This is a genomic window from Nocardia nepalensis, assembly GCF_048910785.1.
Taxonomy (GTDB): Bacteria; Actinomycetota; Actinomycetes; order Mycobacteriales; family Mycobacteriaceae; genus Nocardia; species Nocardia nepalensis.
The window spans coordinates 575,202-589,805 of the sequence record NZ_JBKBET010000031.1; the positions used below are offsets into that span (position 1 = coordinate 575,202).

At 64.6% G+C, this 14,604-nt stretch carries 11 protein-coding genes; 7 read left to right on the top strand and 4 right to left on the bottom strand.

Annotated elements, in window-relative coordinates; all coding sequences use genetic code 11:
* Nucleotides 1-68 precede the first annotated feature (68 nt).
* The 3 genes from ACHQ4I_RS27490 (at nucleotide 69) to ACHQ4I_RS27500 (ending at nucleotide 3,060) form a co-directional block, all read left to right on the top strand.
* On the top strand, nucleotides 69-1,433 hold the full coding sequence (locus ACHQ4I_RS27490; protein WP_420774743.1) for a flavin monoamine oxidase family protein: 1,365 nt from the start codon (nucleotides 69-71) through the stop codon (nucleotides 1,431-1,433).
* 287 nt (nucleotides 1,434-1,720) lie between these two features.
* The gene (locus ACHQ4I_RS27495; RefSeq protein WP_420774744.1) at nucleotides 1,721-1,936 is read left to right on the top strand and encodes a hypothetical protein; all 216 of its coding nucleotides are present in this window, start codon (nucleotides 1,721-1,723) and stop codon (nucleotides 1,934-1,936) included.
* A 497-nt stretch (nucleotides 1,937-2,433) separates the two neighbouring features.
* Nucleotides 2,434-3,060, top strand: a complete 627-nt coding sequence (locus tag ACHQ4I_RS27500) for a dihydrofolate reductase family protein (protein WP_420774745.1) — start codon at nucleotides 2,434-2,436, stop codon at nucleotides 3,058-3,060.
* Between the two features lie 84 nt (nucleotides 3,061-3,144).
* Here the strand turns inward: ACHQ4I_RS27500 and ACHQ4I_RS27505 are convergent, their stop codons facing one another.
* Nucleotides 3,145-4,191, bottom strand: a complete 1,047-nt coding sequence (locus ACHQ4I_RS27505; RefSeq protein WP_420774746.1) for an asparaginase — start codon at nucleotides 4,189-4,191, stop codon at nucleotides 3,145-3,147.
* 166 nt (nucleotides 4,192-4,357) lie between these two features.
* The gene (locus ACHQ4I_RS27510) at nucleotides 4,358-4,966 is read right to left on the bottom strand and encodes an AAA family ATPase (RefSeq protein ID WP_420774747.1); all 609 of its coding nucleotides are present in this window, start codon (nucleotides 4,964-4,966) and stop codon (nucleotides 4,358-4,360) included.
* Nucleotides 4,967-5,276: 310 nt separating this feature from the next.
* On the opposite strand from ACHQ4I_RS27510, the gene ACHQ4I_RS27515 reads away from it, so the two are divergent.
* The 4 genes from ACHQ4I_RS27515 (at nucleotide 5,277) to ACHQ4I_RS27530 (ending at nucleotide 9,427) form a co-directional block, all read left to right on the top strand.
* Nucleotides 5,277-6,191, top strand: a complete 915-nt coding sequence (locus ACHQ4I_RS27515) for a D-alanyl-D-alanine carboxypeptidase family protein (RefSeq protein WP_420774748.1) — start codon at nucleotides 5,277-5,279, stop codon at nucleotides 6,189-6,191.
* Between the two features lie 276 nt (nucleotides 6,192-6,467).
* Nucleotides 6,468-7,106 carry a hypothetical protein gene (locus tag ACHQ4I_RS27520; RefSeq protein WP_420774749.1) on the top strand — a complete coding sequence of 213 codons (639 nt, stop codon included), beginning with the start codon at nucleotides 6,468-6,470 and terminating at the stop codon, nucleotides 7,104-7,106.
* A 322-nt stretch (nucleotides 7,107-7,428) separates the two neighbouring features.
* On the top strand, nucleotides 7,429-7,866 hold the full coding sequence (locus ACHQ4I_RS27525; RefSeq protein ID WP_420774750.1) for a VOC family protein: 438 nt from the start codon (nucleotides 7,429-7,431) through the stop codon (nucleotides 7,864-7,866).
* 277 nt (nucleotides 7,867-8,143) lie between these two features.
* Entirely contained in the window at nucleotides 8,144-9,427 is a 1,284-nt protein-coding gene (locus tag ACHQ4I_RS27530; protein ID WP_420774751.1) for an FAD-dependent monooxygenase, read from the top strand.
* A gap of 96 nt (nucleotides 9,428-9,523) precedes the next feature.
* Here the strand turns inward: ACHQ4I_RS27530 and ACHQ4I_RS27535 are convergent, their stop codons facing one another.
* Together ACHQ4I_RS27535 and ACHQ4I_RS27540 are read right to left on the bottom strand one after the other, a co-directional pair.
* Nucleotides 9,524-9,952 carry a GtrA family protein gene (locus tag ACHQ4I_RS27535; RefSeq protein WP_420774960.1) on the bottom strand — a complete coding sequence of 143 codons (429 nt, stop codon included), beginning with the start codon at nucleotides 9,950-9,952 and terminating at the stop codon, nucleotides 9,524-9,526.
* Between the two features lie 594 nt (nucleotides 9,953-10,546).
* On the bottom strand, nucleotides 10,547-13,996 hold the full coding sequence (locus tag ACHQ4I_RS27540) for a beta strand repeat-containing protein (RefSeq protein ID WP_420774752.1): 3,450 nt from the start codon (nucleotides 13,994-13,996) through the stop codon (nucleotides 10,547-10,549).
* Nucleotides 13,997-14,604: the final 608 nt, after the last annotated feature.

The window sequence follows — 14,604 nt, forward strand, 5'->3', positions numbered from 1 at the left end:
GGGTGCCGCGATCGTGCGCTGGTCGTACCGCGGCCGTGCGCAGAACTGCGATACGAGGGCGGCTCGCCATGACAGATGTCGACTATTGCGTGATCGGCGCAGGCTTCGCAGGATTGACGGCCGCACTGCGGCTGAAACAGGCAGGTCGATCGGTAGCGGTGCTGGAAGCCCGCGACCGGCTGGGCGGACGCACGTTCACCGAAGTGCGTGCCGACGGGTCGTGGATCGATCGCGGTGGCGCGTGGGTGGGACCGGGGCAGGACCGGATCCGCGCACTGATGGACGAGTTCGGGGTGGCGAGTTACCAGCAGTACACCGACGGTGAGGCCATCATCGCGGTCGACGGCAAGCAGCACCGCTACTCGGGCACGATTCCGTGGACGATGAGCCCCTGGGCGGCGTTGAACCTCGGCGCGGGGTTGTTCGAGCTGGGACATATGTGCGAGTCAATTTCCCTCGACGCGCCGTGGACATCGAAGCAGGCCGACAGATGGGACCAGCTCAGCCTGGCGCAGTGGCTGGATGACAACGTGCTGTCCAGGTCCGCCCATGATCTGCTCGAGACCGCCGTCGCCGGCTGTTACACCTCGGCCGCCTCGGAGGTGTCGCTACTGTTCGTGCTGTACCAGATGGCATCGGGGGGCGGGCCGAACTTCGTCCTCGGTGTCAAGGACGGTGCGCAGGATGCTCGGCCGGTCGGCGGTATGGGTGCCATCTACCGGCCGATGGCGGCCGAGATCGGCGACTCGATCCACCTGTCGCAGCCGGTCCGTCGGATAGAGCAGGACTCCGCCGGTGTCACGGTGCGCGCGGAGGAGTTGACGGTGCGCGCACGTCGGGCGATCGTGGCGGTTCCCCTGGCCATCGCGAGTCAGATTCTGTACGAGCCCATGCTGCCGGTCGATCGGTCGTTTCTCCATCAACGGATGCCGAGCGGCTCGATCATCAAGATCGCCGCCGTGTACGACGAGCCGTTCTGGCGGCGCGACGGATTGTCCGGGCAGTCGGCCGCACCGGGTTCACCCGCGACCATCACCATCGATGCCTGCACGGATACCGGGCGACCCGGGATCCTCTGTGTCATCGTAGAGGGACCCATCGCGCGCCAGATCGGCCAACTCGACGAGGCCGAGCGAAGGAAGACGGTGCTCAGCGCACTGGTCGAGCGGTTCGGCGACAAGGTCTGCTCCCCCGTCGACTACATCGAGCACAACTGGACTGTCGAGCGCTACTCGGGCGGCGGAATGCTCAGCCACGCACCCACCGGTGTCCTCACCCAGTTCGGCCACGCCCTGCGTGAACCATGCGGCCGCATCCACTGGGCCGGAACCGAAAGCTCCGCCGTCATGTGCGGTTGGGTCGACGGAGCCGTTCGCTCGGGAGAACGAGTGGCACGTGAAGTGCTCGAGCACGAGACCGCGACCGTGGTCTGAGAATGAGAAACGATCCCACCACTCTCACGTCCCCACAAAGAAACTGAACTCACCGCCTGGTGGCACCGCCTGGCCGAGGCTGTGCCCTCATGACTTGTGCAGCAGCGCCAAGGCATCGGCGACACCGAGCTCAGACCTGATCGAAGCGGCCCTAGAATTTCTGCTTCTGACACAACAGGATTCGGCTCACTTCGATCATCTTCGTTTACATGCTTCTACCAGCATGAATAGCCCATGCCTATCTTCGATTGAATCATGCTGCGCCGCAACGGATTCAGGCGAATTCGGTGGTGGAAATTACCCGAGCCGCCGGTCTCCAGGACGAGTGGGACACCATGGTGGTCGTAACGCCGGGCATGAAAGCCGACAAATTGAACGAGCTCGCGAATACCCCCGGAATGTGCTGGGAGAACTTGCCCGGTCCGTACAACGACGACAAGCCGACAACGGCCTACTACCTGTTCCTTCGCGGTGGGAATCCCTTGCGGGCCGCGACCTGGTGATTCCCCACCGATGACGAACTGGACTTCCGTTGGACGAGTACGAAAGTCGTATACCCGGACACCGTGCTCACCCCGCTTCACTCACCCGGAGCCGATCCCAAACTCCGTGTGGCTCCGGCGAATTGAGCCGAATCCGCGGATAGCGTCCGCGGCGCATCGGAAGTGCCAGATCAGGCGCAGCTTGAAGGAGCGGCCGAGGACGAGTTCGTGGGCGCGTGTGGTTAGTTGTCCTTGCTGAGATCGTTTGGCCAGGGCCATGTTTCGGGTCCGCGGTAGCCGCCCGCAGCGCCGAAGGCCGTCGCGAATGCCGCACGGTCGGAGTCAATGGCGAGCAGCGCGTGCAGCAGACAGCTTCTCCAGGGCGCGCTGGGCCTGTTTGCGCACAGCGGGAGCTCGGTCATGGAACAAATGGTTCGAAGGAGATGCGCTCCGACTCGGTCGGCGGCGATTCGACGTGAGACCGCTCAGAATCAGTGCGCCGCTCCGTCTGCATTCACATGAAGCTCACCGTTCAGACATTCCTGACCCTCGACGGCGTCATGCAGGCACCCGGCGGACCTGAGGAAGATCCCAGCGACGCCTTCACCCACGGCGGCTGGCAGGCCCCATTCCCAGACCAAGCCGTAGGCGAGTTCGTCACCGAACTCAACAGCCACGCCAGCGCGTTCCTGTTCGGTCGCAGAACATTCGACATCTTCCGCAGCTACTGGCCCGATCAGACCGACCCCGCCAACCCCATAGCCACGGCGATCAACTCACTGCCCAAGTACGTCGTGTCCAACTCACTCCGCGAATCCGATGCCACATGGCGCGGCGAGCACCCCGACACCGCTCACCTCGTGACCGGCGACCTCGTCGCTGCGGTGCAGGCGCTCAAGGACGAACCCGGCGACGAGCTGCAGATCTGGGGAAGCGGCAAACTGCTCCAGACGCTGTTGCAGTACGAAATCGTCGACCGCTTCCGCCTGATGACGTTTCCGCTGGTACTCGGCTCCGGTCGCCGCCTGTTCAACAACGGCATCCTCCCGGCGACGATGCGCCCCGTCGACCTCACTGTGACCGATCTCGGCATCGTCCTCGGCACCTACGAACCAGCCGGCCCGGTTCGCCACGGCCAGATGTAACCGGCTGACGGGATGGCCGTGCCAGGCCGTCACATCACGGCTGGCCATCACCCGTGCCGAGGGTGAGTTCGTGGCTGCGTGTGGTTAGTAGTCCTTGCTGAGATCGTTTGGCCAGGGCCATGTTTCGGGTCCGCGGTAGCCGCCCGCAGCGCCGAAGGCCGTCGCGAATGCCGCACGGTCGGAGTCAATGGCGAGCAGCGTGTGCAGCAGGATGCGTGCCTTGATCGGGTCGAGGTGCCCGGCGCAGATGAGTCCTCGCGACAGGAGGTCACGTTCGGAACCTGGGAATCCGTAGGTGGATTCGAGCACTGAACCGGCTCCGGTGCGCGACGCGAGCACAACCGGGATCCGGCCCGCGACGGCTTCGAGGGTTCCGACGAGATGTGCGGGTACATGTCCGGCGCCGAGGCCTGCAATAACGAGTCCGTCGACGTGGGCGCTGAGGGCGCGCAGGGTGGCGCCGTCATCGCCGAGCGCGATGGTGATGATCGCGACGCGGGTGTCATCGCCGGGTTTGGCGGGAACGTTCGTTCGGTGGGTCAGGTGGTTGAGCAGACGGGGTTGTCCTTCGACCAGGTAGCCGAGCGGTCCACCGTTGGGTGATCGGAAGGCTGCGGTGCTGGTGGTGTGGGTTTTCCGGACTCGGCGTGCGGCATGGATCTCGTCATTCAGCACGACCAGGCAACCTTGATGCCGGGCCTGGGGATGTGCGGCGGTCTGGATGGCTGCCAGCAGGTTTGCGGGTCCGTCGGCTCCAGCCAGGGTGGGGTTGCGCATCGCTCCGGTGACGACGATCGGTTGGGCCGCAGTGTGGAGCAGGTCGAGCAGGTAGGCGGTTTCTTCGATGGTGTCGGTGCCTTGGGTGACCACGGCGCCGTCGGCATCGGCGAGCCGGTCACCGATGGCGTCGGCGAGCGCGGTGATATCGGAAATCTTCAAAGACGCCCCTGGTATCTGCCGGAAGTCCTCGACCTCGACGGCAACACCAGTATCGGCAAGCCCAGGGATAGCGGCTATGAGCTGTTCCGCAGTAAAAGTCGGAGCGACACCACCGCCAGGAGTGGTCGACATCGCTATGGTGCCGCCAAGGGCGAAAACGACAACGCGGCGGCGGGTTTCGTCAGTGGACACCCCGGCAGCCTAGCGATCCTCCCCATCGAGATCCGCGAGAAAGGGGACGCGCCGATTCCGTGCAATCCCGAGCGGAGACGATCCGAGCGACGTCGATGTCATCCGCCGCGACGCCTGCGCGCCGCAGGATCACACCACGCAAGTCGGCATCTGACTACTGCCACACTCAGTTGTGGATGACGACATCCACCACGGCGTGCGCGATCTCGCGCAGGTCGCTGTCGAGGACCGCCGACCGATAGCCCTCCCAGTCGGCGAGTTTCGGTGCGTCGCGCTCGGCGCCGCGGGCGATCATGCGTTCCCTGATCTGCGCGGCCGAGCTGTCGATCCATACCGTGTGAACCGCAAGCGATTCCGATGCCGACGCCGTCATCCGCAGATGCTGTGCCAGGGACACGTCGGCCTCAGCCGAACGTCGGATCACTGAAAGAAACGGTGCATCTAGTACCACCGGATGCCGGACGCCGATTCCGAGCCCGGTACGGACCAGGCCGTCATAGATACCGGGCGACACCACCGACCGGTAGACATCGCTGTCGCGGTCGAACGGATCACCACCCAGAGCCCGCATCACGTCCTGCTCGAGACGCGGCGCGAAGCTGTCCTTGTCCAACACACTCGCATGCGACCGCGCAGCGAGATACGCTGCGGCCGTGGACTTCCCGGAGCCAGGAAACCCACACACCACCACGACGCCACGTCCAGCCGAAGTCGCCACAGCGCGATTCAACGCGACTATTACAGACTCGGGAAGTATCCCCACCCGAGCGACCATACTCAGCGATCACGCCGCAGGGAGGCCGCGCATTTCGCCGACCCGTCGACAGCGGTGCTCGACGTCGTTGAATTCGGGCGCAGGTACCTGACGGCAAGACGGGTGAGAACCTCGTTGCCGGCCAATGGCGAATAGCGCCGATCTCGTCTGCAGATCGGTACGGCCATGCCGCTGAGCGAGTGGTCGCACACGAGAAGCGTCGGGCACGACACATCCCGGATTAGCCGATTGCATGCTGTCGCCGGAGCAGCGCGATAACTCGCTCGGTGAAATCCCGCTAATTGGCGGGGGCACACGGCAGAATGCGAGCATGCGGACATTTGCCCGATTGTTGCAGATTTTCGTCGCCGGGGCGCTCGTCGTGGTAGCCGGTCATGGCGTCACGGCCGCTCCCGCCGCGAGCGAGGCCCATATTCAGCTGCCCTGGTTGACTTCTGAGCCGGGCGCAGTGCAGGCGTCGGGAGCAGCGTTGGCAGACGGGATCACCGGCACACTGCTGTGGTCGCGGGAGCCGAATACCCCGGTTCCGATAGCCAGCATCGCGAAGGTGATGACGGCGCTGGTCGCGATCAACGCCGGCGACCTCGACCGGACCATCACCGTGCCGCAAGAGAGCATCGCCTACTGCGTCAGGTATGACGGAAGCACCGCAGGCCTGGTCTCCGGCGAGGTGTTCACCACGCGGCAACTCCTCTACGCGATGTTGCTGCCGTCGGGCTGCGACGCCGCCTATACCCTTGCCGAGGCCTACGGGCCGGGCCAAGACGGCTTCATCGCCAAAATGAACGACACCGCGCGTCAAATGGGCCTGGCGGGAACATATTTCAGCGACCCCAGCGGACTGCCCACCCCCACCGACGACTCCACCTACTCCACACCGGCGGACCTGATAGCCCTCGGACTGCGCGCGATGAGCCTGCCGGTCTTCCGCGATATCGCCGGGTCGCAGAGCTATCACCTGCCCGCCGGCCCGGGCAACCGCGATCATCTCTGGCAGACCACGAACAAACTGCTGCACGACTATCCCGGCACTATCGGCATCAAAACCGGGTCCACCGACGCCGCGGGAGCCTGCCTGCTGTTCGAGACGGTCAGGGCAGGAATACCGCTGATCGGTGTGGTCCTGCACAGCTCACCCGGCAGCGGCGCCGCCGCAAGGGACGACGCTGAGCGCATGCTGAACTGGGCCTACGACCCGATCCTGAGCCGGCTGCCGATCGGTTAGCGCCGAATGCGGGCCGGCAGGCCGCGGATCCTTGTGCGCGCCAGGACGATCCGCGGAAGGCCAGTCCACGTCATCCTTAACGAAGCAAAGGATGGTGCATGGGCGCTGCCGAGTGCTTCTCTACCCCTCCACGCCCGCTTCGGCCCGCAAACAGCCGGTCCGAGGTGCTCACTTCCCACTCGGCCTGAACCCCAAGGCGGCACAATGGCTTTACGGCCAACGCAGCCGGGCGGTCGATGAAAGGTTCGCACCATGGGGCGCCAACCCTCGCGTGAAGTGCTGGAGCTGATCGCGAACGGCTGGAGGTGTCGGTCCTGCAGCGGAAACCTCTGGTGGTTGGAGGAGTTCCGCGCCGACGGTACGAGACTGCGCTGGTGGGAAGGCCCCTCGGGGGCCGGCGCGTTCTATCAGAGATGCCGCAACTGCGGCCACACCTGGCCGCGCTATGCCGACCAGGACCTCGAACCCGCCTTCGAGGTCATCGAGACCGCCCGCACCGAGGAACCCATCGGCGACGAGGTCCGCCGCATAGACAACTCCGCGAGCTCCACCACCCTCACCCGCCGCCTGACCATCTCCAAGCGCTGGCTCCAGAAATACGAAATCCACATCGAGCGCGCAGCCACCGCCAGCGACGGAATCGAGGTAACCCTGGGCCCGCTCGGCAAACTGAAGTCCACGACGGAAAGCGCCGTCAAACAACACTATTCGCTCACCACCGAGGCCGAACAAACCCACACCGAAGAGATCGTCTGCACCATCCCCGCCCGTACCACGATGGAAGTCCGCCTCCACTGGAAACGCCTGTGGCAGGAAGGCGTCATCCGCATCCCCGGCCGCCCTGGCCCGACCGTGACCGTCCCCTTCCGCGTCCTCATCGGCCTCACCTTCGACCAGGAGAACCGCGACCTCTAGCGTCCCCGAGATACACCGAATCCCGCGATGACCCAGGCGATTTCGGGCCGTGAACCAATATCCAGCTCCTCATTTGCCCTCGGAGTCGCCGAACGATTCGGACTTGTGCGGCGACTCGACTATCGGCGTGCCTCGACAATCGGGTCCGGAAAAAGATCTGGAAATTCATGCGCCGTGGATGTCGAGAACGCTCGGGCGGCTCCGTCCCAGGAGTACGAGCAGCCGAACGAGCCTCGACGACACCGACGAAGGAGCGATTACCGTCCCCCGAACCGATCAACCCGGCCAGAATGGGCCGTAACGAATCTCGAGGAGAATCTCAATGACGATCCACCGGATGGATCACGCCGGCATTGTGGTCGAGGATCTCGCGGCTGCGATCGCGTTCTTCGTCGAACTGGGTCTGGAACTGGAGGGCGAAGCAACAGTCGGGGGCCAATGGGCCGACGACCTCCTCGGACTGGACGGCGTCCGAGCAGACATCGCCGTCGTACGGACTCCGGACGGCCATGGCCGGGTCGAGCTCTCGACGTTCCACTCGCCAGCGACCACCAGCACTGCGCCGAAGGCGCCGGTGAACACCCCTGGCATCCCTCGCCTGACGTTCGTCGTCGACGACGTCGAGGACGTCCTCGACCGCCTGCGCGCCCACGGCGCCGAACTCGTGGGCACGGTAGCCCAATACGAAGACATCTGCCGGTACTGCTACGTCCGCGGCCCCGACGGCATCATCATCGGGCTGGTCGAGGAACTCCGCTGAACGACACTCCTCGCCGCAAGGCTCCCGATCAAGCGCCGACAGTGGACAGCCGAGTCGATAGCGTCCCGCCGAACACCTCGACCGAGCCTGGCCGGACACCGGGCGTGACACAAGTTTCTAAAGGAGCCGAGTTCAGGGTGTTTGCGGGAGCGTGGACGCAATTTCGGCTGTACCGATGAATTTCGGGTGGATCCGTAGTCGATACGGCTGGATACACCGATAGCGGTGGGCCTGTGCTGGACCGTTCCAGTACGGGAGGGAACACATGGAGGCAATGATGAGCGTCGACGACTCCCAACAGGAGCACACGATCCGGACAGGTGGGCAGGGGGCGCGGGTGAGCGGTCCCAGGGTGTTGGTGGCGGGGGCCAGCATCGCGGGGCCCGCGCTGGCCCATTGGCTGCACCGGCGGGGGGCCGAGGTGACCGTGGTGGAGCGGGCTCCCGCGTTGCGTCCGGGTGGGCAGGCGGTGGATGCGCGTGGGGTGGCCAAGGAGGTCATCCGGCGGATGGGGCTGGATGCGGCGGTGCGCGCGGCCTGCACCGAGACCGCCGGCGCGCACACCGTGGACGCGGACGGGAACGTGCTCGAGACCTACCGCGCGGACGACAACGGCGGCGACGGGTACATCTCGGAAATCGAGATCCTGCGCGGGGACCTGTCCCGGGTGCTCCACGACGACACCCGCGACGATGTCGAGTACATCTTCGGCGACCGGATCGCCGAGCTCACCCAGGATTCGGACGGAGTCGATGTGACCTTCGCGGGCGGCGACCGGCGGCGCTTCGACCTGGTGGTCGGGGCGGACGGGCTGCATTCGGCGCTGCGCGCAATGGTTTTCGGGCCGCACGAGCGGTTCGTGCGCCACCTCGGGCATGTGCTGGCCTTCTACAGCGTGCCCAACGAGTTCGGGCTGGACCGCTGGCTGCTCGACTACCAGGAGTCCGGGCGCTCCGCCGGCCTGCGGCCCATCCAGGACGCCACCCGGGCGATGGCCATGTTCTCCTTCACCTCCGCCGACCTCGACGTCGACTACCGTGACGTCGCGGCCCAGAAGCGCCTGCTGCGCGAGCGGATGGCCGGCCTGGGCTGGTTGACCCAGCGCATCCTCGCGCACCTGGACGACACCCCCGACTTCTACCTCGACCAGGTCGCCCAGGTGGTGATGGACCGCTGGTCGAGCGGACGGGTGGTTCTGCTCGGGGACGCGGCGTTCAGCTCGTCGCCGATGTCTGGGCAGGGCACCGGGCTGGCGCTGGTCGGCGCCTACCTGCTGGCCGGAGAACTAGCCGCCGCCGGCTGGGACCCGGAGGCCGGGTTCGCCGGCTACGAGGGTCGGATGCGCTCGTTCGTCGAGGCCAACCAGGAGATCGGCCGGTTGCACGCGCACATCCGCGACGTCCCCGGGCCGGACGCCGAGCCGAGCCCCGATTTCGCCGGCGAATGGTTCACCGAGCTGGTCGGGCGCGCGATCGACGGCGTAGAACTGCCCGACTACGCGGGGGTGCCGGACTCCGGAGCCCCGGCCGGACCGCCGATCACCTCGTCGGCCAAGCCGTAGGTGTCACATAACGCGTCGAGCGACAGGTAGTCGAGGTGGCGAAGCTACGGGGTCGGCTGGTTGAGGTGTCGGTAGATGGTGGATCACGCCGAACTCTCAGAAGACGAAGCCGCGCAGTGCCAGGAAGCGCACACCGCCCACTATCGCCATGATGGCGATCACGGTGCCCGACTGTGCGATCTCGCCGAGGCCGGGTGCCCAGAATTCGAGACCGGCCAGTGCCGCCGTGCTGATCAGCAAGCCGATCAGCGCCAGCCCGCCGCCTTGCCACTGTGCGGTGAACCAGCCGACCCGTCCGGCCGCGTGAAAGGTCAGCTGGCGGTGCAGTTCGTTCGCGATCACCGTGCTGACGATCGAGCCGGCGACATTGGCGACGAGCGGGCCGATCCTGTTCATGGCCACGAACAGCAGGACATAGGCAATATTGCTGAAGGCGCCGACCAGGACGAAGCGGATCAGCTGGGCGAAGGCGTGATCACCGCGCAGATACGGTCTCACGTGGGCGAGTCGGTCGAGCCATTCCATGCGCAGCACCGGGTAGCGGCCAGCACCGATAGTCAGATCGAGGCCATCGAGGATCGTCTTGTCCCCGTAGGCCTTCCGCAGCCCGGAAGCGGCAATTGCTGTGCTGTTCACTCGAACACCCTCGCCAGCCCGGCTGACACCGACCTGACGTCGACCTGACACGGTGTGAATCCCGGCAGTCCGGAGACTGGTCTTTCCTGGGTTTCGAGCGGTGTATCTGGACTTCATGGCCATGACCAATTGCGGTGCCGGACATCCAGTAATGCTGAGTTGAATCATGTTGCAGCGACGAAAACCTATGCCCTGGTCAGGGTCTCGCGACACGCGAGTTCGGCTGTCACTCAGTAGGTCTTGCGAAACCCAGCTGCACATCAGTCGGGCCCGCCTCGCTGCGGGGATCATCCTTCCCTGGTTGCGCCACACCACCTGAAGTGGATCGATCGGGAATTCGGCGTCGAATCGTTCACTGCCTCGGCTCCTCGATCTTGTGGTGCGTGCAGCCGAACCAGCGCCCTGGGCAGGGAACGCGTAGTCTGCCCAGGGCGCGGTTCGGCGTCATTCCGGTGCGCGGGCATCAGCTGCCCGGACGCCCCGTCAGACGTAGGTGTAGGACAACCCGTTGCTGGTTCCACCCGCCGTGGTGGCGGTGACCTGCACCGTTCCGGCCGCACCCGCCGGAGCGACCGCCGTGATCTGCGTGGCAGAGTCCACGGTGAACGAGGTCGCCGGTGTAGCACCGAAGTCGACCGCGGTGGCTGCGGTCAGATCTGTTCCGGTGATGATCACCGGTGTTCCACCGGCCACCGGTCCCACGTTCGGAACCAGCAAGGTCAGCGTCGGCACCGCGATGTAGGTGAAAGAGACACCATTACTGGTTCCACCCGCAGTAGTCACGGTGACCTGCACCGTCCCGGTTCCAGCAGGCGCAACCGCCGTGATCTGGGTAGCGGAGTTCACCGTGAACGAAGTCGCCGGTGTGGCACCGAAACTCACGGCCGTGGCTGCGGTCAGATCTGTTCCGGTGAGCACCACCGTTGTTCCGCCGGTCACTGGTCCCACGTTCGGAACCACCAAGGTCAGAGTCGGCACCGCGACATAGGTGAAAGAGACACCATTACTGGTTCCACCCGCGGTAGTGACAGTGATCTGCACCGTCCCGGTTCCAGCGGGCGCGACGGCAGTGATCTGCGTGGCAGAGTCCACCGTGAACGAGATCGCCGGTGTGGCACCGAAACTCACCGCCGTAGCTGCGGTCAGGTTCGTTCCGGTCAGGACCACCGTTGTGCCACCGGCGACCGGTCCCACGTTCGGAACCGCCAAGGTCAGCGTGGGCACCGCGACATAGGTGAAAGCGACACCATTACTGGTTCCACCCGCCGTAGTCACGGTAACCTGCACCGTCCCAGCCGCACCTGCCGGAGCGACCGCCGTGATCTGCGTAGCGGAGTCGACGGTGAACGAGATCGCCGGTGTGGCACCGAAACTCACCGCCGTAGCTGCGGTCAGATTCGTTCCGGTCAAAACAACCGTCGTACCACCGGCCACCGGTCCCACGTTCGGAACCGCCAAGGTCAGCGTCGGCACCGCGACATAGGTGAAAGCGACACCATTACTGGTTCCACCCGCCGTGGTGACGGTGACCTGCACCGTTCCGGTTCCAGCAGGCGCGACCGCAGTGATCTGCGTGGCGGAGTCCACGGTGAACGAGATCGCCGGTGTAGCACCGAAACTCACCGCCGTAGCTGCGGTCAGATTCGTTCCGGTCAAAACAACCGTCGTACCACCAGCCACCGGTCCCACGTTCGGAACCGCCAAGGTCAGCGTCGGCACCGCGACATAGGTGAAAGCGACACCATTACTGGTTCCACCCGCCGTGGTAACGGTGACCTGCACCGTTCCGGCTCCAGCAGGAGCAACGGCCGTGATTTGCGTAGCGGAGTTCACCGTGAACGAGGTCGCCGGTATAGCACCGAAAGTCACCGCCGTGGCTGCGGTCAGATCTGTTCCGGTGAGCACCACCGTTGTTCCACCGGTCACTGGTCCCACGTTCGGAACCGCCAAGGTCAGAGTCGGCACCGCGACATAGGTGTAGGCGAGACCGTTGCTGGTTCCACCCGCAGTCGTGACAGTGATCTGCACTGTCCCGGCTGCACCCGCCGGAGCGACGGCCGTGATCTGGGTAGCGGAGTTCACGGTGAACGAGGTCGCTGGTGTGGCACCGAAACTCACTGCCGTGGCTGCGGTCAGATTCGTTCCGGTCAGAACAACCGTTGTGCCACCAGCCACCGGCCCGACATTCGGAACCGCCAAGGTCAGCGTCGGCACCGCGACGAAGGTGAAAGAGACACCGTTGCTGGTTCCACCCGCAGTCGTGACAGTGATCTGCACCGTCCCGGCCGCACCCGCCGGAGCGACGGCCGTGATCTGGGTAGCGGAGTTCACGGTGAACGAGGTCGCCGGTGTGGCACCGAAACTCACCGCCGTAGCGCCGGACAGATTCGTTCCCGTCAGAACAACCGTTGTGCCACCAGCCACCGATCCCACGTTCGGAACCGCCAAGGTCAGCGTCGGCACCGCGACATAGGTGAAAGAGACACCGTTACTGGTTCCACCCGCAGTCGTGACAGTGACCTGCACCGTTCCGGTTCCAGCAGGCGCAACCGCCGTGATCTGGGTAGCGGAGTTCACCGTGAACGAAGTCGCCGGTGTAGCACCGAAACTCACCGCCGTAGCGCCGGACAGATTCGTTCCGGTCAGAACAACCGTTGTGCCACCAGCCACCGGCCCCACGTTCGGAACCGCCAAGGTCAGCGTCGGCACCGCGACATAGGTGTAGGACACCCCGTTGCTGGTTCCACCCGCAGTGGTCACGGTGACCTGCACCGTTCCGGTTCCAGCAGGCGCAACCGCCGTGATCTGGGTAGCAGAGTTCACCGTAAACGAGATCGCCGGTGTAGCACCGAAACTCACCGCCGTGGCCCCGGACAGATTCGTTCCCGTCAGAACAACCGTTGTGCCACCAGCCACCGGCCCCACATTCGGAACCACCAAGGTCAGCGTCGGCACCGCGACATAGGTGTAGGCGACACCATTACTGGTACCACCCGCAGTAGTCACGGTAACCTGCACCGTCCCGGTTCCAGCAGGCGCAACCGCCGTGATCTGCGTAGCGGAGTTCACCGTAAACGAGATCGCCGGTGTAGCACCGAAACTTACCGCCGTGGCTGTAGTCAGGTTCGTCCCGGTGAGGACGACCGTGGTCCCACCCACCACTGGTCCTGTATTTGGAGTGATGCTGGTCAGAGTCGGCACAGCGGCATAGGTGTAGGAAACCCCATTGCTGGTACCACCCGATCCGGTGACGGTGACCTGCACCGTTCCGGTTCCGGCGGGCGCAACCGCCGTGATCTGCGTGCTCGAATTCACGGTGAAGGTGGTGGCAGTGGTGCCGAACCGCACAGTGAGGGGGCCGGTGAACCCGGTGCCGGTGATCGTGACACTGTTACCGCCCGAGGCCGGCCCCGCGGTCGGAGAGATGGAGGTGATTGTGGGTACGACGACATAGATGTAGGTCACCCCGTTGCTTGTTCCGCCCGGGGAGCTGACGGTGATCACCGCAAAGCCGCTTCCGGCGGGAGCGACCGCCGTGATCTGCGTGTCCGAGACGACCGTGAAAGATGTTGCCGCCGTACCGCCGAAGCTGACCGCGGTGACACCTGTCAGATTGGTGCCGGTGAGGGTGACCGTGTTCCCGCCAGTGGTTGGCCCCTGAGTGGGACTCACGCTGGTCAGGGAGGGAACCGGGAGATAGGTGTAGGGCACACCGTTGCTGGTACCGGCCGAGCTGGTGACGGTGACCTGTACCGTGCCCGTCCCCGCGGGGGCGATCGCGGTGATCTGCGTGCTCGAATTCACGGTGAAGGTGGTGGCAGTGGTGCCGAACCGCACAGTGAGGGGGCCGGTGAACCCGGTACCGGTGATCGTGACGCTGTTACCGCCCGAGGCGGGGCCCGAGGTCGGAGAGAGGGACGTGATGGTCGTCATGGCTATTTCCTTCGAGAGTCGATCGAAGCCCCGGTCCGACCCTGGGGCAGTGGGCCGGGGCAGATTGTGGTGCTGCTGGGAGCCGGCCCCAGGCAGTGCACGAGTACCTGACCGCTGCCGAAGCGATATCGCCGATGACGCTGCCAGCGGTCAGTAATGTGGCTCACCGTTGTCGGTGACGCAGTTGCATTTCGAGTAGGCGGCTTCGCCAGGTTCGCGCTGCCACTTCCTCAATTATTTTGAATTGGCTACATTCCCCCTCGCAGAAAATTTGAGTGGATATAAACCATCCACAAACCTACGCCGACGAAAATCGGAATGCAATGATTTACTTTGAATACCGGACGCAAGTCGGACCAGGTCAGGGGCGGTTTCAGAGTACTTTTCACGAATCCCGACGGCGTTTTATCGTGAATTCCAACGGCGTTTTATCACGAATTTCGACGGCGTTTGTCACGAATTCCAACGGCGCTTCGGGTCGAGTTATTCAAAAATTTAGACGACGTCAGCGACGTGACCATCTCTGAACTCGGAACGTTTGTTTCTCACATACGGTCCCGGCCATACGATGAATCCGAAGCGGGGCCCCATCGTGCCATTTGCTCCGC